At 58.7% G+C, this 22943-nt stretch carries 17 protein-coding genes, 1 tRNA gene and 1 pseudogene; 3 read left to right on the top strand and 16 right to left on the bottom strand.

From position 1 onward, the window contains the following. Positions 1-83 precede the first annotated feature (83 nt). From ACX80E_RS08715 to rpoB, 7 genes are all read right to left on the bottom strand, one after another. Complete coding sequence (locus tag ACX80E_RS08715) at positions 84-560, bottom strand: SRPBCC family protein (RefSeq protein WP_459301527.1); 477 nt, start codon at positions 558-560, stop codon at positions 84-86. A 94-nt stretch (positions 561-654) separates the two neighbouring features. Further along, positions 655-1845 (bottom strand): elongation factor Tu, encoded by a 1191-nt coding sequence (gene tuf / locus ACX80E_RS08710; protein WP_459301526.1) that lies wholly within the window; start codon positions 1843-1845, stop codon positions 655-657. A gap of 160 nt (positions 1846-2005) precedes the next feature. Further along, the gene (fusA, locus tag ACX80E_RS08705; RefSeq protein ID WP_459301525.1) at positions 2006-4120 is read right to left on the bottom strand and encodes an elongation factor G; all 2115 of its coding nucleotides are present in this window, start codon (positions 4118-4120) and stop codon (positions 2006-2008) included. Between the two features lie 73 nt (positions 4121-4193). Next, entirely contained in the window at positions 4194-4664 is a 471-nt protein-coding gene (gene rpsG, locus ACX80E_RS08700; protein WP_038464713.1) for a 30S ribosomal protein S7, read from the bottom strand. 1 nt (position 4665) lies between these two features. Beyond that, on the bottom strand, positions 4666-5040 hold the full coding sequence (gene rpsL / locus ACX80E_RS08695; protein ID WP_038464715.1) for a 30S ribosomal protein S12: 375 nt from the start codon (positions 5038-5040) through the stop codon (positions 4666-4668). 400 nt (positions 5041-5440) lie between these two features. Beyond that, a complete protein-coding gene (locus ACX80E_RS08690; protein ID WP_459301524.1) occupies positions 5441-9343 on the bottom strand; it encodes a DNA-directed RNA polymerase subunit beta' in 3903 nt (1300 codons plus the stop codon). Between the two features lie 103 nt (positions 9344-9446). Beyond that, positions 9447-12965, bottom strand: a complete 3519-nt coding sequence (gene rpoB / locus ACX80E_RS08685; RefSeq protein WP_459301523.1) for a DNA-directed RNA polymerase subunit beta — start codon at positions 12963-12965, stop codon at positions 9447-9449. 488 nt (positions 12966-13453) lie between these two features. On the opposite strand from rpoB, the gene ACX80E_RS08680 reads away from it, so the two are divergent. After that, complete coding sequence (locus tag ACX80E_RS08680; protein ID WP_459301522.1) at positions 13454-14653, top strand: acetyl-CoA C-acetyltransferase; 1200 nt, start codon at positions 13454-13456, stop codon at positions 14651-14653. 194 nt (positions 14654-14847) lie between these two features. Then, a pseudogene (locus tag ACX80E_RS08675) lies at positions 14848-15132 on the top strand (aminoacyl-tRNA deacylase); the annotation flags it as partial. A gap of 75 nt (positions 15133-15207) precedes the next feature. Here ACX80E_RS08675 and rplL read toward each other — a convergent pair. The 9 genes from rplL to ACX80E_RS08630 all read right to left on the bottom strand — a co-directional run bounded on the left by rplL (position 15208) and on the right by ACX80E_RS08630 (position 21130). Next, positions 15208-15582, bottom strand: coding sequence for a 50S ribosomal protein L7/L12 (gene rplL / locus ACX80E_RS08670; RefSeq protein ID WP_459301521.1), 375 nt, complete (start codon positions 15580-15582; stop codon positions 15208-15210). A 102-nt stretch (positions 15583-15684) separates the two neighbouring features. Then, positions 15685-16254, bottom strand: coding sequence for a 50S ribosomal protein L10 (rplJ, locus tag ACX80E_RS08665; RefSeq protein ID WP_459301520.1), 570 nt, complete (start codon positions 16252-16254; stop codon positions 15685-15687). A 360-nt stretch (positions 16255-16614) separates the two neighbouring features. Further along, positions 16615-17694 carry a GNAT family N-acetyltransferase gene (locus ACX80E_RS08660; RefSeq protein WP_459301519.1) on the bottom strand — a complete coding sequence of 360 codons (1080 nt, stop codon included), beginning with the start codon at positions 17692-17694 and terminating at the stop codon, positions 16615-16617. Positions 17695-17701: 7 nt separating this feature from the next. Beyond that, positions 17702-18265 carry a GNAT family N-acetyltransferase gene (locus ACX80E_RS08655; RefSeq protein ID WP_459301518.1) on the bottom strand — a complete coding sequence of 188 codons (564 nt, stop codon included), beginning with the start codon at positions 18263-18265 and terminating at the stop codon, positions 17702-17704. A gap of 111 nt (positions 18266-18376) precedes the next feature. Further along, positions 18377-19084: a 50S ribosomal protein L1 gene (gene rplA, locus ACX80E_RS08650; protein WP_459301517.1), complete on the bottom strand. Its 708-nt coding sequence runs from the start codon at positions 19082-19084 to the stop codon at positions 18377-18379. 150 nt (positions 19085-19234) lie between these two features. Continuing rightward, positions 19235-19666 (bottom strand): 50S ribosomal protein L11, encoded by a 432-nt coding sequence (gene rplK, locus ACX80E_RS08645; RefSeq protein ID WP_062286616.1) that lies wholly within the window; start codon positions 19664-19666, stop codon positions 19235-19237. A gap of 129 nt (positions 19667-19795) precedes the next feature. Further along, positions 19796-20563: a transcription termination/antitermination protein NusG gene (nusG, locus tag ACX80E_RS08640; protein ID WP_459301516.1), complete on the bottom strand. Its 768-nt coding sequence runs from the start codon at positions 20561-20563 to the stop codon at positions 19796-19798. Positions 20564-20651: 88 nt separating this feature from the next. After that, a complete protein-coding gene (gene secE, locus ACX80E_RS08635; protein WP_459301515.1) occupies positions 20652-20942 on the bottom strand; it encodes a preprotein translocase subunit SecE in 291 nt (96 codons plus the stop codon). Between the two features lie 115 nt (positions 20943-21057). Then, positions 21058-21130, bottom strand: a tRNA-Trp gene (locus ACX80E_RS08630). 253 nt (positions 21131-21383) lie between these two features. On the opposite strand from ACX80E_RS08630, the gene ACX80E_RS08625 reads away from it, so the two are divergent. Further along, positions 21384-22616, top strand: a complete 1233-nt coding sequence (locus ACX80E_RS08625) for a pyridoxal phosphate-dependent aminotransferase (protein WP_459301588.1) — start codon at positions 21384-21386, stop codon at positions 22614-22616. Positions 22617-22943: the final 327 nt, after the last annotated feature.

Here is a 22943-nt window from a genome sequence, read left to right as displayed (position 1 = left end):
AAATGGGCATAACTGCCCATGGCGTGCGCATCACAGGCATTCTTTCCTTCCGGCACAGAGCCTGAACAGCTGCGCCGACCACCTCAACCCAGTGCCTTGAAATCGGCGATAAGCGCAGCATCGTCGCACGCTCCGGCAAAAGCGGAAATCCGCCGTTCCATCTCCCGTCCGAGCAGCCACAGGCCGAGAGGGTTAGCTATGCCCTGCAGGCAGCGCGGTTTGCACGTGAACGTGTACTTCCACACAAGTCTTGTGCCGCCGTCGTACTCGGTGAACCGCCAACCGCCACCAAACTGGGCGAAGAACCAGGGGCCAGTCACCATCTTCATGCCAACATTCTTCCCCGGCACGAACGACACGTACTCGCTGACCATCACCAGACCCAGCCGGGTCCGCGTACGCGTGCGCACGCCCTTGGCCGCCACCGTGGCACCGTCTTGGAATTGCTGGGAATGAATAAAGGGATCCCAGCGCAATCGGAACTCGCCGGTGGTTTGTGATAGTTCGAACGCTGTGGCCGGGTCCAGGCGGACGGTTCGTTCGGCAATTACCTGCGGCATCGGTGCCCCTTCCTCTGACTCTCACCATAGCGCCAAAAAGGAGGGCCCCAGCCGAAGCTGGGACCCTCCTTTTAAGATCTTAAGTAGTTAGAGACTACTTGATGATCTTGGTGACACGACCTGAACCAACGGTGCGGCCGCCTTCGCGGATAGCGAAGCCGAGGCCCTCTTCCATGGCGATCGGCTGGATCAGCGCGACAGTCATTTCGGTGTTGTCGCCAGGCATAACCATTTCCGTGCCCTCAGGCAAGGTGATAACGCCGGTAACATCCGTTGTACGGAAGTAGAACTGCGGGCGGTAGTTGGAGTAGAACGGGTTGTGACGACCGCCCTCATCCTTGGCCAAGATGTAGACGTTGGCTTCGAAATCGGTGTGCGGGGTAATGGAACCCGGCTTCACGATAACCTGGCCACGCTCTACGTCTTCGCGCTTGATACCGCGGAGCAGCAGTCCACAGTTCTCGCCGGCCCAAGCCTCGTCGAGCTGCTTGTGGAACATCTCGATACCGGTAACCGTGGTCTTCTGGACCGGACGGATGCCGACAATCTCGACCTCGGAGTTGATCTTCAGGGTTCCACGCTCGGCGCGGCCCGTCACAACAGTTCCACGACCGGTGATGGTGAAAACATCTTCAACCGGCATCAGGAACGGCTTGTCCTTGTCGCGGATCGGGTCCGGAACATGGTTGTCAACAGCATCCATCAAGTCTTCAACGGACTTGACCCACTCGGGGTCGCCTTCCAGAGCCTTCAAGCCGGAAACGCGGACAACAGGTGCCTCGTCGCCGTCGAAGCCCTGTGAGGACAGCAGTTCGCGAACTTCCATTTCGACCAGGTCGAGGAGTTCTTCGTCGTCAACCATGTCGGACTTGTTCAGCGCTACCAGCAGGTAGGGAACACCAACCTGGCGTGCCAACAGAACGTGCTCGCGAGTCTGGGCCATCGGGCCGTCAGTCGCAGCAACCACCAGGATAGCGCCGTCCATCTGGGCAGCACCGGTGATCATGTTCTTGATGTAGTCAGCGTGACCGGGAGCGTCTACGTGTGCGTAGTGGCGCTTCTCAGTCTGGTACTCAACGTGGGAGATGTTGATCGTGATACCACGCTGCTTCTCCTCGGGAGCCGAGTCGATGGAGCCGAAATCACGCTGCTCGTTAAGTGTCGGGTACTTGTCGTACAGTACCTTGGAAATGGCAGCCGTCAACGTGGTCTTACCATGGTCAACGTGACCGATGGTGCCGATGTTAACGTGCGGCTTGGTCCGCTCGAACTTTGCCTTCGCCACGGGTTCCTCCTAGAACATTTTCAGATGACATACTCTCTAGCGACGCTTTTCGTCACTAAAACCGTAGTAAGTCTACTGGGGGCTTTTTATATTTAAGAAATTACTGCTGCTTGGGTCTTATTCAGCATAAAGCCAAAGATCAGACCCAAGCAAAGTGCGACTACTCGCCGCGAGCCTTCTGGATGATTTCGTCGGCTACTGCCTTCGGAACCTCAGAGTAGCTGTCAAACTTCATCGAGTACACGGCACGACCCTGGGTCTTGGACCGCAGATCACCGATGTAACCGAACATGCCGGACAAGGGAACAAGAGCCTTGATGACCTTGACACCGCTTGCGTCCTCCATGGACTGCATCTGGCCACGACGAGAGTTGATGTCACCGATAACTTCACCCATGTATTCCTCAGGGGTGCGGACTTCAACTTCCATCAACGGTTCAAGCAGAATCGGGTTGGCCATCCGAGCAGCTTCCTTGAACGCCATTCGACCGGCGATCTTGAAGGCCATTTCGGAGGAGTCAACATCGTGGGACGCGCCATCAAGCAGCGTGGCCCTGATGCCAACCATCGGGTAGCCGGCCAGCACGCCATCAGGCAATGCGGACTGGATGCCCTGGTCAACGCTGGGGATGTATTCGCGGGGAACACGGCCACCAGTGACCTTGTTCTCGAACTCGTACATCTCGCCTTCGGCAGTATCCATCGGCGCAATAGCGATCTGGATCTTAGCGAACTGACCCGAACCACCGGTCTGCTTCTTGTGCGTGTAGTCGTGCTTGACGACGGCGCGCTTGATGGTTTCGCGGTACGCAACCTGCGGCTTGCCAACATTGGCTTCAACGTTGAATTCGCGACGCATGCGGTCCACCAGGATGTCCAGGTGGAGCTCGCCCATGCCGCCAATTTCGGTCTGGCCGGTGTCTTCGTTGAGGTTGACGGTGAACGTCGGGTCCTCAGCGGAGAGCTTCTGGATAGCCGTGGAGAGCTTCTCCTGGTCACCCTTGGTCTTCGGCTCAATGGCAACGAAGATCACGGGTGCGGGGAAGGTCATCGACTCCAGAACGATCTGGTGTGCCGGATCGCACAAGGTGTCACCGGTGGTGGTGTCCTTGAGGCCGATCACTGCATAGATGTGACCGGCGTGGATCTGATCAACAGGCATTTCCTTATTGGCGTGCATCTGGAAGAGCTTGCCAATGCGTTCCTTCTTACCCTTGGTCGAGTTCATCAGCTGCGTACCGGAAGTTGCCTTGCCGGAGTAGACGCGGATGAAGTTCAACTGGCCGAAGAACGGGTGCGTGGCGATCTTGAAGGCCAGGGCCGAGAACGGCTCTGATTCACTGGGCTCGCGCTTGATCTCGATGGACTCGTCGCGAGGATCGTGACCGATCATGGCGCCAACATCCAACGGGTTCGGCAGGAAGTCAATAACAGCGTCGAGCATGGGCTGCACGCCGCGGTTCTTGAAGGCCGAACCACAGAAGACCGGGTAGATCTCGGAGTTGACCGTCAGCTTGCGAATGCCAGCCTTCAGCTCCTCGATGGACGGTTCTTCGCCCTCGAGGTACTTCTCCATGAGCTCTTCAGAGGACTCGGCAGCTGCCTCAACAAGGGCTGCGCGGTACTCTTCAGCCTGGTCCTGAAGATCAGCGGGGATCTCCTGGATTTCGTAGGCGGCACCCATGGTGACGTCACCCTTGGAGTCACCGGCCCAGACGAAGGCCTTCATGGTCAGCAAGTCAACGACGCCGATGAATTCGCTCTCGACACCGATGGGCAGCTGCATGACCAGCGGCTTTGCACCGAGGCGGTTGACGATGGTGTCTACCGTGAAGTAGAAGTCAGCACCGAGCTTGTCCATCTTGTTGACGAAGCAGATACGCGGAACGTTGTACTTGTCAGCCTGACGCCAAACGGTCTCGGACTGAGGCTCAACGCCTTCCTTGCCGTCAAAAACAGCAACGGCGCCGTCGAGAACACGCAAGGAGCGCTCAACTTCCACCGTGAAGTCAACGTGGCCGGGAGTGTCAATAATGTTGATCTGGTTGTTGTTCCAGAAGCAAGTCACGGCGGCGGAGGTGATGGTGATGCCGCGTTCCTTCTCCTGTTCCATCCAGTCAGTCGTCGAAGCACCGTCGTGGGTTTCGCCGATTTTGTGGTTCACACCCGTGTAGAACAGGATGCGCTCAGTCGTAGTGGTCTTGCCAGCATCAATATGGGCCATGATGCCAATGTTGCGGACCTTGTTAAGGTCTGTAAGCACGTCCTGTGCCACGTTGTCTCCCTTTTCTAGAGATGAGCTACTGCGTGTCCGGCGGGGTTGCCGCCGGACACGCGTACGGCTCTAGTTACCAGCGGTAATGGGCGAAGGCCTTGTTGGACTCGGCCATCTTGTGGGTGTCTTCGCGACGCTTTACAGCGGCACCAAGACCGTTGGAGGCATCCAAAACTTCGTTGCGCAAACGCTCGGTCATGGTCTTCTCGCGGCGAGCCTTCGAGTAACCAACCAACCAACGCAGCGCCAAAGCGGTCTGACGACCGGGCTTGACTTCAACCGGAACCTGGTAGGTAGCGCCACCAACACGGCGGGACTTGACCTCAAGGCTGGGCTTGATGTTCTCCATGGCCTTCTTCAAGGCAACCACGGGATCAGCACCGGTCTTTTCGCGAACACCTTCGAGTGCACCGTAAACGATGCGCTCGGCAGTGGACTTCTTACCGTCAACAAGAACCTTGTTGATCAACTGAGTGACCAACGGGGAGCCGTATACGGGATCTACAACTAGCGGCCGCTTGGGGGCCGGACCCTTGCGAGGCATATTACTTCTTCTCCATCTTTGCACCGTAGCGGCTACGAGCCTGCTTGCGGTTCTTAACGCCCTGGGTATCCAATGCGCCACGGACGATCTTGTAACGTACACCGGGAAGGTCCTTAACACGGCCTCCACGAACGAGCACGATGGAGTGCTCCTGGAGGTTGTGGCCTACACCGGGGATGTAAGCGGTAACTTCCACGCCGCCGTTAAGACGCACACGTGCGACCTTACGCAGAGCCGAGTTCGGCTTCTTCGGGGTGGTTGTGTAAACGCGCGTGCAAACGCCGCGACGCATGGGGCTGCCCTTCAATGCGGGAGCCTTGGTCTTCGTGACCTTGGGTGTCCGGCCCTTTCGGACCAGCTGGTTAATCGTAGGCACTTTCGTGTTCTCCGTTGTTTTCTCGAGTGTTACTCGTGTCGCTTTCCCTAGGGTAAACAACCGCCGCACCAAGGCGCCGCAGTTGTTCTGCCATCAAGGAAGAGCCATTTACTGGTAGTCGCAGGCTGGGCGACTTCACAGCGCCTAGGCATGCAAAAATGTGGCATTCGCTGTACAAGAACCGTACAACCCGGACCTGCATCCACTTTTCGGGGCTAACCCTGAAAAGTTGACGCTCTTATCCACTGCCACACTAACAATTACTCATTACATTACCACGGGTTAAGCCCGGCCAGGAAATCGGCCGGCTCCCCCACGCGCTAGAAGCCTGTACAACCTTGTTAAAGCACGACGGCGGTGAGTCGCCGTATGAGGCAACTCACCGCCGTCGGGATGGGGATTAGCCGGAGAAGTTGGTGCCCAAGTCGTAGTCATCCAAGGGGATGGCGCGGAACTCGTTGCCCAAGTCTCCAACTCCGCCCACATAGTCAAAGTCGCTGAACGCGCTCGGACCTGTGAACAGATTGGCCTTAGCTTCTTCTGTCGGCTCCACCGTGACATTGGTGTAGCGCGGCAGACCCGTACCGGCCGGGATCAACTTACCGATGATCACGTTCTCCTTCAGACCCAACAACGGATCCGACTTGCCTTCCATGGCCGCCTGCGTCAAGACGCGGGTGGTTTCCTGGAAGGAAGCAGCGGAGAGCCATGACTCGGTAGCCAAGGAAGCCTTGGTGATACCCATGAGCTCGTTACGGCCCGATGCCGGCTTCTTGCCCTCGGACACAACGCGACGGTTTTCCGTCTCGAAGCGACCGCGCTCGGCAAGCTCACCCGGCAGCAGCTTCGAGTCGCCGGACTCGATGACTGTGACGCGACGGAGCATCTGGCGGACAATAACTTCCACGTGCTTGTCGTGGATACCCACACCCTGGCTGCGGTAAACGCCCTGAACTTCCTCAACGAGGTGCTTCTGAGCGGCACGCGGGCCGAGGATACGCAGAACCTGCTTGGGGTCAACAGCACCCACAATGAGCTTCTGGCCAACTTCAACATGCTCGCCGTCAGCAACCTGCAGGCGTGCACGTCGCAGTACCGGGTAGGCGATCTCTTCGGTGCCGTCATCCGGGGTGAGGATCAACCGCATCGTCTTCTCGGACTCATCAATGTTGATGCGTCCGGCAGCCTCTGCGATCGGAGCCACACCCTTGGGGGTACGTGCTTCGAAGAGCTCCTGGATACGGGGCAGACCCTGGGTAATATCCTCGCCACGGCTGGCAGAAACAGCACCACCGGTGTGGAAGGTACGCATGGTCAGCTGAGTACCGGGCTCACCAATGGACTGTGCGGCGATGATACCGACGGCCTCACCAATGTCCACGGTCTTACCCGTAGCCAAGGAACGGCCGTAGCAAAGAGCGCAAGTTCCAACGGTTGACTCACAGGTGAGTACTGAACGGACCTTGATCTCTTCCACACCGGCGGCGAACAGTTCACCGATCAGTACGTCTCCGACGTCGGAACCGGCAACAGCGAGCACCTTGCCGGCGGCGTCCACTACCTCGGCAGCCAAGGTGCGTGCGTACACGCTGTTCTCGACTTCCTCGTGCAGCACAAACTCGCCAGCAGCGTCAACCACTGCGATCGGCAAGGTCAAGCCGCGCTCGGTGCCACAGTCGTCTTCACGAACAATGACATCCTGCGAGACATCCACCAGACGACGTGTCAGGTAACCGGAGTTAGCTGTACGCAGAGCGGTATCGGCCAGACCCTTACGGGCACCGTGAGTGGCAATGAAGTACTCCAAAACCGACAGGCCCTCACGGTAGGAGGACTTGATCGGGCGAGGAATAATTTCACCCTTGGGGTTGGCTACCAAGCCACGGATACCGGCAATCTGACGAACCTGCATCCAGTTACCACGAGCACCGGAGGAAACCATACGGTTGATCGTGTTGGATGCGGCGAAGGACGCACGCATCGCATCGGCGATCTCGTTGGTTGCCTGGTTCCAGATGTCGATGAGCTCCTGGCGGCGCTCGTCATCGGCAATCAGACCCTTGTCGAACTGGGCCTGAACCTTGGCGGCCTTGACCTCGTAGCCTTCAAGGATGGCTGGCTTAGACTCGGGCACCTTGATGTCCGAGATCGCAACTGTCACACCTGAGCGGGTTGCCCAGTAGAAACCGGCATCCTTCAAGTTATCCAGTGTTGCTGCCACAACAACCTTGGGGTACCGCTCGGCGAGGTCATTGACGATCTCGGAGAGCTGGCCCTTATCTGCAACCTTTTCTACCCAGGGGTAGTCAGCCGGCAAGGTTTCGTTGAAGATGACCTGGCCCAGGGAGGTGTCGATGATGGCGGGGGTGCCCGCTTCCCAACCTTCCGGAGCTTCGCGGTCAACGCTGGGAACGAATTCGCTCAAGCGGATCTTGACCTGTGAGTTCAAGTGCAACTCACCGGCGTCGAACGCCATGAGCGCCTCAGCCGAGGTGGAGAAGCTGCGGCCTTCGCCAGCTGAACCAACACGCTTGGTGGTCAAGTGGTACAGGCCGATGATCATATCCTGCGAAGGCAGGGTAACCGGGCGGCCATCGGAGGGCTTCAAAATGTTGTTCGAGGACAACATCAGGATGCGGGCTTCAGCCTGGGCTTCGGGGCTCAGCGGCAAGTGAACTGCCATCTGGTCACCGTCGAAGTCGGCGTTGAAAGCGCCACAAACCAGCGGGTGAAGCTGGATTGCCTTGCCTTCAACAAGCTGCGGCTCGAACGCCTGGATACCCAAACGGTGCAGGGTTGGTGCACGGTTCAGCAGTACCGGGTGCTCGGTGATGATCTCTTCGAGAACATCCCACACCTGGGGACGGAAACGCTCAACCATGCGCTTGGCGCTCTTGATGTTTTGTGCGTGGTTGAGATCAACCAGGCGCTTCATCACGAACGGCTTGAAGAGCTCCAACGCCATCTGCTTGGGCAGACCACACTGGTGCAGCTTCAGCTGCGGGCCAACAACAATAACCGAACGGCCAGAGTAGTCAACGCGCTTACCGAGGAGGTTCTGACGGAAACGACCCTGCTTGCCCTTGAGCATGTCAGAGAGCGACTTCAACGGACGGTTGCCCGGCCCGGTGACGGGACGGCCACGACGACCGTTGTCGAACAGGGAGTCAACGGCTTCCTGCAGCATGCGCTTCTCGTTGTTGACGATGATCTCCGGAGCACCCAAATCAAGCAGACGCTTGAGACGGTTGTTGCGGTTGATCACGCGACGGTAGAGGTCGTTCAAGTCCGAGGTGGCGAAACGGCCACCGTCGAGCTGAACCATGGGGCGCAGTTCCGGCGGGATCACCGGGACGGCATCCAAAACCATGCCCAGGGGGCTGTTGTTGGTGGTCAAGAATGCGTTGACAACCTTCAAGCGCTTGAGGGCACGCGTCTTGCGCTGGCCCTTGCCATTGGCGATGATGTCGCGAAGGATCTCCGCTTCACCGGCCATGTCAAAGGTCTCAAGACGGCTCTTGATGGCTTCGGCACCCATGGCACCTTCGAAGAACATGCCGTAACGGTCACGCAATTCGCGGTACAGGGCCTCGTCGCCTTCGAGGTCGGCAACCTTCAGGGCCTTGAAACGGTCCCAAACCTGCTCGAGCCGGTCGATGTCAGCGTCGGCGCGCTTACGCACGTTCGCCATCTGACGGTCCGCGGAGTCGCGGGCCTTCTTCTTGTCGGCAGCCTTGGCGCCTTCGCCCTCAAGGCGCAACAATTCACCCTCAAGGTCGCGGGCGATCGTGGCGATGTCGCTGTCACGGGTGTCCACCATGCGCTTCTTTTCCAGATCATGCTCGATCTGGAGGTTCGGCAGCTCGGCGTGACGTGCTTCGTCGTCAACACTGGTGATCATGTAGGCAGCGAAGTAAATGACCTTTTCAAGGTCCTTCGGTGCCAGGTCCAAAAGGTAGCCCAAGCGCGAGGGAACGCCCTTGAAGTACCAAATGTGGGTTACGGGAGCTGCAAGCTCAATGTGGCCCATGCGCTCACGGCGTACCTTTGCGCGGGTGACTTCTACGCCACAACGCTCGCAAATGATGCCCTTGAAGCGTACGCGCTTGTACTTGCCGCAGTAGCATTCCCAGTCACGCGAGGGGCCGAAGATCTTTTCACAGAAAAGACCGTCTTTTTCCGGCTTGAGCGTACGGTAGTTGATGGTTTCCGGCTTCTTGACTTCGCCGTGGGACCAATCGCGGATATCTTGCGCGGTGGCCAGGCCAATCTGCATGAAGCCGAAGGAGGATTCGCTGGACATATGGGTCCTGTTCTCTCTGATTCTCTAAAGTCTGAATGTCTAAGCGGGGTACGGGAAGAAGTGAAGGTTCGACGGCGGTGGGCTGGCCACCGCCGCCGACTCACTAAACTTCTTCGACAGAGTTAGGCTCGGCCCGTGACAGGTCGATGCCCAGCTCCTCCGCGGCCCGGAAGACTTCTTCATCCGAGTCACGCATCTCAATCGTGGTGCCATCGGTGGAAAGAACTTCCACGTTCAGGCACAGCGACTGCATTTCCTTGATGAGAACCTTGAAGGATTCCGGGATACCCGGCTCCGGGATGTTCTCGCCCTTGACGATGGCTTCGTAAACTTTCACGCGGCCATGGATGTCATCGGACTTGATCGTCAGCAATTCCTGCAGGGTGTATGCCGCGCCATAAGCTTCCAGTGCCCAAACTTCCATCTCACCAAAGCGCTGGCCACCGAACTGGGCCTTACCGCCCAAGGGCTGCTGAGTGATCATGGAGTAGGGGCCCGTGGAGCGGGCGTGAATCTTGTCGTCCACCAAGTGGTGAAGCTTCAAGATGTACATGTAACCAACAGAGACCGGATCCGGGAACGGCTCGCCGGAGCGGCCGTCGAACAGTTGGGTCTTGCCGCTTGAATCGATCAGGCGAACGCCGTCGCGAGTCACGTTGGTGGAATCGAGCAGGCCAGTGATTTCCTCATCACGGGCACCGTCGAACACCGGGGTGGCAACACGGGTCTGGCCGATTTCGCGGGGCAGGTTCGGCAGGTTCTTAACCCAATCCGGCTCGCCCTCAATCTTCCAACCGGTCTTGGCAACCCAACCGAGGTGGATTTCCAGGACCTGGCCAACGTTCATTCGGCCCGGAACACCCAGGGGGTTCAGGACGATGTCAACGGGGGTACCGTCGGCAAGGAACGGCATGTCTTCGATCGGGAGGATCTTGGAGATGACACCCTTGTTACCGTGACGGCCGGCAAGCTTGTCACCATCGGTGATCTTGCGCTTGTTGGCAACGTAGACGCGAACCAGCTGGTTCACACCGGGGGGCAGATCGTCTTCGGAGTCACGGTCAAAGACGCGAACGCCAATGACAGTACCGGACTCGCCGTGGGGCACCTTCAAGGAAGTGTCGCGAACTTCGCGGCTCTTCTCACCGAAGATGGCACGGAGCAGACGCTCCTCCGGGGTCAGCTCGGTTTCACCCTTGGGGGTGACCTTACCTACCAGGATGTCGCCGGCTTCAACTTCTGCACCGATGTGGATGATGCCGCGCTCGTCCAAACCAGCAAGGATTTCCTCGGAAACGTTCGGGATGTCCCGGGTGATTTCCTCGGCACCAAGCTTGGTGTCGCGAGCGTCGATCTCATGCTCTTCAATGTGGATGGAGGAGAGCACATCTTCAGCAACAATGCGCTGCGAGAGGATGATGGCATCCTCGTAGTTGTGACCTTCCCACGACATGAAGGCAACCAAGAGGTTCTTACCCAAGGCGAGCTCGCCCATGTCAGTTGCCGGACCGTCAGCAATGATGCCGCCAACTTCCAGACGCTGGCCCTCAGCGGCCAGAACGCGCTGGTTGTAGGCCGTGCCCTGGTTGGAACGCTGGTACTTGGCGATCGGGTAGTTGGTCTCGGTGCCGTCGTCGTTCAACATGACAACGATGTCTGCGGAAACCTCCGAGACAACACCGGCCTTCTTGGCGATGACCACGTCACCGGCGTCAACAGCTGTTGCGCGCTCCATACCGGTTCCCACAAACGGGGACTCGGACTGGACCAGCGGCACAGCCTGACGCTGCATGTTCGCACCCATCAAGGCGCGGTTAGCATCATCATGCTCAAGGAACGGGATCAAGGCCGTAGCCACAGACACCATCTGGCGCGGGGAAACGTCCATGTACTCGACGTCGTTGGCCGGGATCAAAACCGGCTCACCGCCACCACCGCGCTGGCGAACAAGTACGGAGTCCTCGGAGAAGTGGCTGTTGGCATCCAGAGGCGCGTTGGCCTGTGCAATAACAACATCCATCTCGTCATCAGCTGTCAGGTAGTCAACTTCGTCAGAAACAACGCCGTCCTTGACGCGACGGTACGGTGTCTCAATGAAACCGAACGGGTTGATGCGTCCGTAGGAAGCCAATGAACCAATCAGACCAATGTTGGGGCCTTCAGGAGTTTCAATGGGGCACATACGGCCGTAGTGGGACGGGTGAACGTCTCGAACTTCCATGCCTGCACGGTCACGGGACAAACCGCCCGGGCCCAGCGCGGACAGACGACGCTTGTGCGTCAGACCGGCCAGCGGGTTGTTCTGATCCATGAACTGTGACAACTGGGACGTTCCGAAGAACTCCTTGATGGCAGCCACAACGGGACGGATGTTGATCAGGGTCTGCGGCGTGATGGCTTCGACGTCCTGCGTGGTCATACGCTCGCGCACAACGCGCTCCATGCGAGAAAGACCCGTACGGACCTGGTTCTCGATGAGCTCGCCGACGGCGCGGATACGACGGTTGCCGAAGTGGTCGATGTCATCGACGTCAACGCGCAAGGTGACCTCGGCGCCGTCGCGCTTGCCCTTGGTGGTGGCCTCGCCAGCGTGCAAGGTGACCAGGTACTTGATCATGGCGACAATGTCATCCACGCTCAGAACTGATGCCTTCTCATCGCTCAACGGCAAGTCAATACCAAGTTTGCGGTTGATCTTGTAACGGCCAACCTTGGCCAGATCGTAGCGCTTGGGGTTGAAGTACAGGTTGTGCAGCAACGCGTCAGCAGCGTCAACTGTGGGCGGCTCGCCCGGACGAAGCTTGCGGTAGATGTCCAGCAGGGCATCTTCGCGGCCCGTGGTGGCATCCTTTTCCAAGGTGGCACGGATGGAGTCGAACTCGCCGAACTCCTCCAGGATCTGGCCTTCGGTCCAACCCAAAGCCTTCAGCAGTACAGTGACTGACTGCTTGCGCTTGCGGTCAAGACGGACACCAACCTGGTCGCGCTTGTCAATCTCCAGCTCGAACCATGCACCACGTGAGGGGATGATCTTGGCGGTGAAGATTTCCTTGTCACTGGTCTTATCCGCCGTGCGCTCAAAGTATGCGCCCGGGGAACGCACCAGCTGGGATACAACAACACGCTCGGTGCCGTTGATCACGAAGGTGCCCTTGTTGGTCATCAGCGGGAAGTCGCCCATGAAGACAGTCTGTTGCTTGATTTCACCGGTCAAGTTGTTCATGAACTCGGCCTTGACGTACAACGGCGCGGCGTATGTGGCGTCGCGGTCCTTGCACTCGTCAACAGTGAACTTCGGGTCAGAGAATTCCGGCTCAGTGAAGGACAGGGACATGGTGCCCTGGAAATCCTCAATGGGGGAGATCTCTTCGAAAATGTCGGATAGGCCCGAGGTGACGGCCACACTGTCATCGCCAGCACCCACGGCCGTTTGCATGCGGTCCTGCCAGCGCTCGTTACCTACGAGCCAGTCAAAGCTCTCGGTTTGGAGGGCAAGCAGATTCGGCACGTCAAGCGGCTCACGAATCTTTGCGAATGAGAGGCGACTCTTTGCACCATCGGTGCTGTTTGAATCGATAGCGGTTGCAGCGTTATTTACATTAGAGGTGCTCGAGGCGACCAAGAGGGATCCTTCCACAGACCTGCAGGCTTGTTCTTACGAACCCTCACCCGAGTCGCTAGTGGTCATCAAACCACTACGATCGCTGGTCAAGAGAGGTCAACTGCGCATCAGTTTCAGCTCAAGGCTGTCACTGATTCGCGTTGTCCAAGTTCTCTTGTCCGAAGCAAAGCCCACCGCTATATGAGGGCTGAAGGTTAAGAGGGATACGCAAAGATCTACATTACAGGCAAAGTAGCTCACGTGTCTACCCCACGCGGCAAGAATGCGCAAGTATTGATATTCCCGCCGCAAGAATTCCCGGATTCCTGCGGGTTCCTGGCCGTTATTCGCCACCCAATTGTGGCGTAACACTCACTGACTTTCCGTGCGGCACGTGTTGTTGTGCGGCTCAGGAAATTTGCGGCAAGGCTGTGCTGTTAGATTCTATAGAGGATACGTGTGGCTCAACGAGGAGCGGCACGGCACTAGGTACAAGGAGCACGGCAGCCATGACGGCACAAGCAAATGATGTAGTTATTCTTGCAGGAGCCCGCACCCCGCAGGGCCGACTCAACGGCCAGTTGGCGCCGTTTACCGCCGTCGAACTTGGCGCGAAGGCCATTGCCGGGGCCCTTGGCAACGCTGGCGTCAACGTCGGAGATGTTGACTTTGTGGTGATGGGCCAGGTGCTGCAGGCCGGGGCCGGGCAGAACCCGGCACGGCAAAGTGCAGTGGGTGCCGGGGTTGGCTGGGACGTGCCGGCCGTAACCATCAACAAGGTATGCCTGTCCGGGCTGACGGCAGTGATTGACGCGGCCCGGCTGATCCGCAGCGGTGAGGCGACAGTGGTGGTGGCTGGCGGCCAGGAGTCCATGACGCGCGCCCCGCATATTCTCCCGGGCTCACGGCAGGGTTGGACGTACGGCGCCATCCAGGCCCTGGACGTGGCTGCCCATGACGGCCTGACCGACGCCTTTGACGCCGACTCCATGGGGCTGTCCACCGAGCGGGGCAATATTCGCCTGAACATCAGTAGAACCGCTCAGGATAATGTGGCGGCAGCCTCGCACCAGCGTGCAGCAACCGCGGCGGCCGCGGGCGTTTTCGACGCCGAGATTGTCCCGGTCACCGTGCCCCAACGGAAAGGTGAGCCGCTGGTGCTGACGCACGACGAGGGCATCCGGTCGCAGACCACCGTGGAAACGCTTGCCGGTTTGCGCCCCGCCTTCACCGCCGACGGTGCCATCACGGCAGGTAACTCCTCTCCCCTGTCCGACGGCGCCAGCGCTCTGGTGCTTTCGTCCCGTTCCTACGCGGAAGAGCACGGGCTTGCTTGGCTGGCAGTTGTGGGCTCCCCCGGTCAGGTCGCTGGTCCGGACAATTCCTTACATTCCCAACCCTCCAACGCCATCTTCAAGGCGTTGGACACGGCTGGCTGGGATGTTGCGGAGCTTGATTTCATTGAGATCAACGAGGCTTTTGGCTCCGTTGCTGTCCAGTCGCTTGACGATCTGGGCATGCCACTGGAAAAATGCAATATTCACGGCGGCGCCATCGCCCTGGGCCACCCGATCGGGTCGTCCGGGGCCCGGCTTGCGCTGCATGCCGCCCTGGAGTTGAGCCGACGAGGTTCCGGCAAGGCAGCTGTTTCCCTCTGCGGCGGCGGCGGCCAGGGTGAGGCCCTGCTCCTGTTCCGGGACGCGCAGTGAGTGCGGCTGCGCAGCTCGGAATCGGGAAGTAGCCAAACCGGCCCGTGTGACCCGTGACTGGACAGATAGTGCCGCTTCGAATTTTTATAGCGGCATTATCTGTCCAGTCACGGCGGCGGAATTGCCCATAGATTCTTGGGGATGCGATTCTGGATACTCTCGGCGAATCCCGTCTTGACCTCCCCGCTCCGTTCCCTAGTGGCCGGGCCATTTCCTGGCCAAAGCTGCGCGCAGCGGTCGGGGTCAACAAGCTTCGGCTGCCACCGGCTGAGGTGGCGTTCGCGGCCACCGGCTACGAACGCGGCACCATCACGCCCTTGGGCAGCACCACGGCGTGGCCGGTGTTCGCTGACGAAGGCGTCGTTGGGCGCAAGGTGGCCATGGGTGCCGGAGAACACGGGTACAGCATGTTCGTGGAAGCCGACGCCCTCATCGCCGCTTTCAATGCCACAGTGGCCGACGTTTCCGTGCCTGAATAACTTCAGCAGCCCCGGCCCGGACGCAAAGAAGCCCCGCACCAATCGGTGCGGGGCTTCTTTTGAGGTGCGAGGTGATTACTTGACAGTAACCGTGGCGCCGGCAGCTTCGAGAGCTTCCTTGGCCTTCTCTGCAGCTTCCTTGGTGACGCCTTCCAGAACAGCCTTAGGAGCCGAGTCAACGACCTCCTTGGCTTCCTTCAGACCCAAGGAAGTGATCGAGCGAACTTCCTTGATAACAGCAATCTTCTTGTCGCCAGCGGCTTCGAGGACTACGTCGAATTCGGTCTGTGCTTCAGCTTCTTCAGCTGCGGCACCGGCCGGGCCAGCAACTGCAACAGCAGCAGCGGTAACTTCGAAGGTCTCTTCGAACTGCTTAACGAACTCGGAGAGCTCGATGATGGTCAGTTCCTTGAAAGCTTCAATGAGCTCGTCGTTGGTGAGCTTAGCCATGGGTGGCGCTCCTTCTGTGTTCATGCCCGGTGAGGGGCGAATCTAAGAACCTAAGTCCTCATGGATTTAGGGAAAAACTTGAGGGACGAATCCCATGAGGCGTTAGGCCTCGGTGGTCTCAGCTTCAGCTACCGGCGCTTCGTCAGCTACGGGAGCTTCCTCAGCGGCCGGAGCCTCTTCAGCGGGAGCGCCTTCGGCAAGCTTCAAGCGCAATGCTTCAAGCGTGCGTGCAGCGGCTGCCATCGGAGCCTTGAGGATGCCGGCAACCTTGGCCAGCTGCAGCTCGCGGGATTCCAGGGCTGCCAGTGCGGCAACCTCGGAAGCGTCAAGAGCCTTGCCTTCGAAGACACCGGTCTTGATGACCAGCTGCTTGTTGGCTTTTGCAAAATCCGTGAGGCTCTTTGCTGCTGCAATAGCGTCACCCTTGATGAAAGCAATGGCGGTGGGACCTGACAGCTGACCGGTGAAAGCGTCAACACCAGCTTCCTTGGCCGCAATGGCAGTCAGAGTGTTCTTTACGACCGCGAACTTAGTGTCCTGGCCGAGAGAAACGCGCAGCTCCTTGAGCTGAGCAACGGTGAGCCCACGGTATTCGGTTAGGACTGCTGCAGTGGAGTCATTGAAATCCTTGGTGATTTCTGCAACTGCAGCCACCTTTGTTGGCGTTGCCATAACCCTCCTTCCGGGAATTAGTGCCGGTCTGTACGGGTCCTTGCCGCTTGTCCGCTAGGGGACAAGCGGCAAAACAAAACGCCCCGCACAGATGTACGGGGCGTTAGTTGGCAGTGGATCCATGGGTTTTCACCCGTGTTCAACACCGCTAATAAGCTTTGTGCACCTGCGCTGGCCGTCCTACTGAAGGACTTTCGGATGCTCATCCACCCGCATCCAGCACAGTACGATGCATGCTGCATCACTTGGCTGGGGGTATATAACACCGACCGACGGTCTTTGGTTCTTAAAGATTACAGGAGGGGTGGTGCGCATTCCAAATCGTGGCTGTCGACGTCCGGTGTACCGCGGACCCAGGCACTAGTCGATGGCGTTAAAGTCTTTGCGCCACTGGCCGGTGACACCCGCGCTGACAAACCCTAACTGCGCGTTAACGGAGAGCATGTAGGCGTTGTCCGGAGAATTCCAGGTGTAAATCGTCTTGACGTGGGGAAACTCGCGCATGAGCAGTTCCATGTTCTCCACCTTGATGTGCAGGCCAACATCCTTGCCCCGGTGCGTCTCTTCCACCACCGTGTCGTCCTGGAAGGCCACATCATCACGGTGCTTCAACACCGAAATCGAAGTGAAGGCCACCAAGGTGCCAGATTCCAGACATTCTGCAGCACTCACCAAGGTGTGGCGTCCCGTCAAGACTGAGAGTTCCTCCGCCTCACGCAGTTTCACCACGTCCCAGGACTCCGAGTCGCCGTCGTCGTCACTGATGCTTTGCTCCAGGCGGACAATGTCCCCCGCCCATCTCTCCGGGCAGGTATCCAACCATTGGTGCCCGGCGTATGCCGACCTGTGCGCGGCCATCGCGCTGGTCTTCAGGCTGTCGGTCAGGGCTTGCGGCAGCGGAAGCGCGCAGGCACTAAATTGCTCCACCTGCTCCAAAACATAGCCGGCGTTGTACGCAAACTGGGCCTCGCGGCTGCTCAGCGGCATGAGGCTGCCGTCACGGGTGGCAGCCAAATTCTCTGGCGCCACCGTGCGCAGATCGGCCGCCGCGTGATTGGTTTCCACCACAACAATGCGCCGATTCTCGCCCTTGACAAAAAGCTCGGCAGCTTCCAGCAACTTCCGGCCCAGTCCGCGCCCCTCAGCGCTGGGCAGCACATCCAATGTCACGTGCGCCAGATCGGTGTTGTCATCCAGTGGCAGGGCGATGCCGGCCCGGCCCACAATTTCTCCGTCCAGACGCACCACCAAGACCACATACCATTCGTAGGGGTCGTGGCAGAGCTGGAACAGCTCCTCGGGTGTGTAGGCCAGCTCGTCATTGCCCCATGTATTGACGCGCACCTTGCGGGACACTTCCACAGCCTGCAAGAACTCAGCGGCAGCCTCGCCCTCGATAGTGTCGGGAACACGCAACTGCTCAATAATAATCTCTGCCACGCTGAACCTACCCCGTTGTTGTTCTGCTTGTTGGGCGCACCATGACGTAGTCATGCTCGACCCTATTCCCCAGCCGAAAACTTCTGGTCCCGGCAATGGTGAAGCCATGTTTTAGGTAAAAGCCCTGGGCCCGCAGGTTCTCACTGTTGACCCCCAACCAGACTTGACCCCTGCCCAGTTCCCGCACCCAGTCAAGGCTGGCCGCCATGATCGTGGCGCTGACACCGCTCCCGTGTGTGTCGGGGTGCGCGTAGCACTTGCTCAGTTCCGCGGAATCGTCCCCGCACACTACCGCGGCAACGTCGGCGTCCGACGGCGGGGCGTCCACCAGCATGGAGTAGGCCAGCAGGCTGTCCGCACCGCTGCTTGGGACACCGTGGGCGAGGAATATCTTCCGTGCGGGGTCAGCCACGTAGCGTTCAAATGCGTGGACACTGAGGTACTGGGCCACAAACGATTCGATCTCTTCCGGCGGGCTGCCGGCCGGGCAGGCCAAGGGAAAAGTCAGAGCCGCCAGCGCAGCCAGTTCCGGCGCATCGGCCGCCACGGCCGTGCGAATGCTCAGAACCATCCGATGACTCCTGTACTCGTTCCGGTAAAGCCCCATGAACCCCAGCCTACAAACAAGAAAGGGCCAGCGTAGCTCTACGCTACACCGGCCCTTTCCAAGACTATCTAAGGCTTAAGCCTCGATGACAACCTTGGTTGCCTGAGGATCTACCGGAATGCCGGGGCCGAACGTCGTGGAGACGGTGGCCTTCTGCAGGTAGCGTCCCTTGGAAGCGGACGGCTTCAAACGAAGCACCTCTTCCAGGGCAGCTGCGTAGTTCTCAGCCAGCTTGACGACGTCGAAGGAAACCTTGCCAATGATGAAGTGAAGGTTGGAGTGCTTGTCGACGCGGAAGTCGATCTTTCCACCCTTGATGTCGTTAACAGCCTTGGCAACATCGTTCGTTACCGTACCGGTCTTCGGGTTCGGCATGAGGTTACGAGGACCAAGAACCTTACCCAAACGGCCAACCTTACCCATGAGGTCAGGTGTAGCAACGGCTGCGTCGAAGTCGGTCCAGCCGCCCTGAATCTTTTCGATCAGGTCGTCGGTGCCAACGAATTCGGCGCCAGCTGCGATAGCAGCCTCGGCACGCTCACCGGTTGCGAAAACCAGGACGCGAGCAGTCTTACCGGTACCGTGGGGCAGGTTAACCGTGCCACGGATCATCTGGTCAGCCTTGCGAGGGTCTACACCCAAGCGGAAGGCAACCTCAACGGTAGCGTCGAACTTGGACGGGTTGGTGTCCTTGGCGAGCTTGATAGCGTCGAACGGTGCGTAGACATTGTCTGCATCGATCTTGGCTACGGCTGCCTCATATGCTTTACTGCGCTTTGCCATGCTGCGTTTCTCCTTGTGCAGTTGTGGTCGTTAGGACCGCGCGGGCCCTGCCACTACGTACGTCGCCAGCTCACCTAAGGTGAGCTGTACGGCGTCGTTCTGAATGTTTGTAGGTGCCCAAATGGGCGTAAAGCGAGAGTCGAAAAGGACTTAAGCTTCGACGGTGACACCCATGGAACGGGCGGTACCGGCGATGATCTTCTCTGCGCCTTCAATGCTGGTGGCGTTGAGGTCAACCATCTTCTGGGTTGCAATCTCGGTAACCTGAGCCTTGGTCAGCTGAGCAACCTTGACTGTGTGAGGCGTACCTGAACCCTTAGCAATGCCTGCAGCTTTTTTGATGAGCTCTGCGGCCGGCGGGGTCTTGGTGATGAAGGTGAATGAACGGTCTTCGTAAACCGTGATTTCAACCGGGATAACGTTTCCGCGCTGGGATTCCGTGGCAGCGTTGTACGCCTTGCAGAATTCCATGATGTTGACGCCGTGCTGACCAAGTGCCGGACCGATGGGCGGTGCCGGGTTAGCGGCGCCTGCCTGGATCTGCAGCTTGATAAGGCCGGTGACCTTTTTCTTGGGAGCCAATGTAGGGTCCTTCTCTCAATATCTTTCCTGGGACGACGGAGCGCGTCCAAGGTGGGTGGCCGAATGGCGTCCGGCCGAACGTTTCACGGGAACAAAGCTATGATCTCGCGAAACGAAATTTGTGGACAACTAGATCTTTGTGACCTGGTTGAAGGAAAGGGTGACGGGGGTTTCGCGCTCGAAGATCGACACCAAAACCACCAAGTGCTGTGATTCGGGCTTGATCTCGGAGATCGAAGCCGACAGGCCCTCGAACGGACCGTCCTTGACGATGACTGCTTCGCCAACTTCAAAGTCGATCTCGGCGTCAGTAGGATCGTGACGCAACGGAACACCTGATTCTTCAGCCTGCTGCTCCTCGAAGATCGGGGCAAGCATGGAGAATACCTCGTCCAGGCGCAACGGAACAGGGTTGTGGGCGTTGCCCACGAAGCCTGTGACGCCGGGTGTGTGCCGAACAACGCCCCAGGAGGCATCTGTCAGGTCCATGCGGACCAAAACGTAGCCGGGAATACGGACGCGGTTGACAACCTTGCGAGTCGCGTTCTTGATCTCCACGACTTCTTCCATGGGGACCTGGACTTCGAAGATGTAATCTTCCATGTTCAGCGACAGGCTGCGGGACTCAAGATTGACCTTGACGCGGTTTTCGTAACCAGCGTAGGAGTGGATGACGTACCAGTCACCCTCTTGGCGGCGCAGCTTGGCCTTGAATTCTTCGGCCGGGTCCACCTCGGGCTCGGCGTCTACTGCCGGCTCTTCGGTGACGTCAGCGTCCGTTGCGGCAGCTTCTGTTTCAGCGTCAACGGCATCAAGGTCGGCATTGATGGCAGCATCAGCAACCACAGTGTCCTGGTCCTGCTCACTGTATGTAGCCTCGGGCTCCAGCTCAGACACGAATTTCCTGCTTTCCTTGTGCGTTTCTTAAATGGCTCAAACCGACCCGGTGCCAAATTGTTCGGCGGGGTCGGCCAAGTTGAGCTTCTTACTGCTCGATGTTTACGTTTCCACCAAAGATCCACAGCACGGCTTGACCGAAGCCCAGATCCAAGACGGTAACAATACCCATCACGATGACAACGAATACCAGCACGACGGCGGTGTAGTTGATCAACTCTTTGCGAGTGGGGGTGACAACCTTCTTCAGCTCGCCAATGACCTGGCGGAGGAAGAGAGCAATCCGGCTAAAGATTCCGGGCTTGCCGGGCTTTGCAGCCTTCTTCACAGGGCCCTTGGAGCTGCTTGCCGCAGTTTCGGTCACCAGTGCCTCACTCATCATTAGTTGGAAAACACGCTGGCCCGGCTATCCGGACCGTGCGATGTGCAAACATTCGCTCAGTCAAGGATTCCTCACACTATCTAACCGTGCAAAAAACCGCTACGACTATGCGCAGGGCAGACAGGACTCGAACCTGCAACCTGCGGTTTTGGAGACCGCTGCGCTACCAATTGCGCCACTACCCTTTGAAATCTTGCCGCAGACCCAGGTGTGAGCCCGCAGAAAAACATCCATTCCGTGCTAATTGCCATGAATAACTTACAGCTTCGAAGCAGTCTTTCCAAACCGGCTTGAAGGCGTGAACCATCATGGTGGTTCAACACCGGTTACCCATTCTACGCATTCTTAAGCCCGTTCGTCGAACCGGGCGCCCGATGCCCCTAAAGTAGACAATGACGATGAAAGTATTTTGGGCCTCCCACCGAAGAAAGAATCATGATGTCTGCCGACTTGACAGCTGACCACGCCTCCGGGCGCCGTGTTTCCGCACGGATCGCCGCTATTGCCGAATCCGCCACGCTTGCCGTGGACGCCAAAGCCAAGGCGCTGAAAGCCGCCGGCCGCCCTGTCATTGGGTTTGGCGCCGGTGAGCCTGATTTCCCCACACCCGACTACATTGTTGAGGCAGCCATTGCTGCTGCCCGTCAGCCGAAATACCACAGGTACTCCCCGGCCGCAGGACTGCCTGAACTGCGCAGCGCCATTGCAGCGAAGACCCTGCGCGATTCCGGGTACGCCGTGGACCCGGCCCAGGTATTGGTGACCAACGGGGGTAAGCAGGCCGTCTACGAGTCCTTCGCAACACTCCTGGATCCGGGCGATGAAGTCATTCTCCCGGCCCCCTACTGGACCACCTACCCTGAGGCGATTCGCCTAGCTGGCGGTGTTCCTGTGGAAGTGTTTGCCGGCCCCGAGCAAGGCTACTTGGTGAGCGTCGAGCAATTGGAAGCCGCACTGACACCCCGTACCAAGGTGCTGCTCTTTGTGTCACCGTCCAACCCCACCGGCGCCGTCTACTCCCCCGAACAGACCCGCGAAATTGGTCTCTGGGCAGCATCAAAGGGCCTGTGGGTTGTTACGGATGAAATCTATGAGCACCTCACCTACGACGGCGTGCCCTTCACCTCGATCGCCACGGCAACCCCCGAGCTGGGCGACCGTGTGGTGATCCTCAATGGCGTGGCCAAGACCTACGCCATGACGGGTTGGCGGGTGGGCTGGATGATTGCCCCGCTGGATGTCACCAAGGCAGCGACCAACATGCAGTCCCATGCCACCTCCAACGTGGCCAACGTGTCCCAGATGGCCGCGCTGGCAGCTGTTGCCGGCCCGTTGACTGCTGTGGATGAGATGAAGGTGGCCTTTGACCGCCGTCGTAAGGCAATGGTTGCCGGGTTGAACGCCATTGACGGCGTGGAGTGCCCCACCCCGCACGGCGCGTTTTACGCTTACGCCGATGTTCGCGGCCTGCTGGGCCGTGACATTGGTGGCATCCGCCCGGCGACGTCCGCCGAATTGGCTGCCCTGATCCTGGACAAGGCCGAAGTTGCAGTGGTTCCCGGCGAGGCGTTTGGCCCCAGCGGCTACCTCCGCCTGTCCTACGCGCTGGGCGATGACGATCTGGCCGTGGGCGTGGCCCGACTGCAGGAATTCCTGGGCTCGGCCAAGTAGCCCCTCCCCCCACATCTGTGTCGCAGTTATTGCATTGGAAAGCGCTTGTCATGTCTCATACCTCTGTAGACAGTTCATGTCTCATACCTGTGTAGACAATTGATGTCTCATACCTGTGTAGACGCTTCCGGTCTGAGTAGTGGCCAGACCGGGAGTGTCTCACTTCTTTTTAGAGGGTTTGTTGTTCGGTCGTGGTGGTGGTTCTGACGGGGTTGGTTTTGCGTTTCCGTACGGCGCCGGCCGGGTCTGCGGCGATTCCTGAGGGCTTGCCGTTGCCTACGTAGCGAGTGCCTTTGGGTGGGATGGGGTGGCTGATAATTTCCGAGC

It is taken from the genome of Arthrobacter sp. TMN-49, assembly GCF_054511095.1.
Note: the sequence above shows the minus strand (reverse complement) of the source record. Positions and strands in the feature narration are given on the sequence as shown.

What these genes read in the sequence shown, in the direction of transcription:
- ACX80E_RS08715 (WP_459301527.1), bottom strand. Translation starts at nt 560, where the DNA reads ATGCCGCAGGTAATTGCCGAACGAACCGTCCGCCTGGACCCGGCCACA.
- rpsG (WP_038464713.1), bottom strand. Translation starts at nt 4,664, where the DNA reads ATGCCTCGCAAGGGTCCGGCCCCCAAGCGGCCGCTAGTTGTAGATCCC.
- ACX80E_RS08690 (WP_459301524.1), bottom strand. Translation starts at nt 9,343, where the DNA reads ATGTCCAGCGAATCCTCCTTCGGCTTCATGCAGATTGGCCTGGCCACC.
- ACX80E_RS08680 (WP_459301522.1), top strand. Translation starts at nt 13,454, where the DNA reads ATGACGGCACAAGCAAATGATGTAGTTATTCTTGCAGGAGCCCGCACC.
- rplL (WP_459301521.1), bottom strand. Translation starts at nt 15,582, where the DNA reads ATGGCTAAGCTCACCAACGACGAGCTCATTGAAGCTTTCAAGGAACTG.
- rplJ (WP_459301520.1), bottom strand. Translation starts at nt 16,254, where the DNA reads ATGGCAACGCCAACAAAGGTGGCTGCAGTTGCAGAAATCACCAAGGAT.
- ACX80E_RS08655 (WP_459301518.1), bottom strand. Translation starts at nt 18,265, where the DNA reads ATGGTTCTGAGCATTCGCACGGCCGTGGCGGCCGATGCGCCGGAACTG.
- rplA (WP_459301517.1), bottom strand. Translation starts at nt 19,084, where the DNA reads ATGGCAAAGCGCAGTAAAGCATATGAGGCAGCCGTAGCCAAGATCGAT.
- secE (WP_459301515.1), bottom strand. Translation starts at nt 20,942, where the DNA reads ATGAGTGAGGCACTGGTGACCGAAACTGCGGCAAGCAGCTCCAAGGGC.
- ACX80E_RS08625 (WP_459301588.1), top strand. Translation starts at nt 21,384, where the DNA reads ATGTCTGCCGACTTGACAGCTGACCACGCCTCCGGGCGCCGTGTTTCC.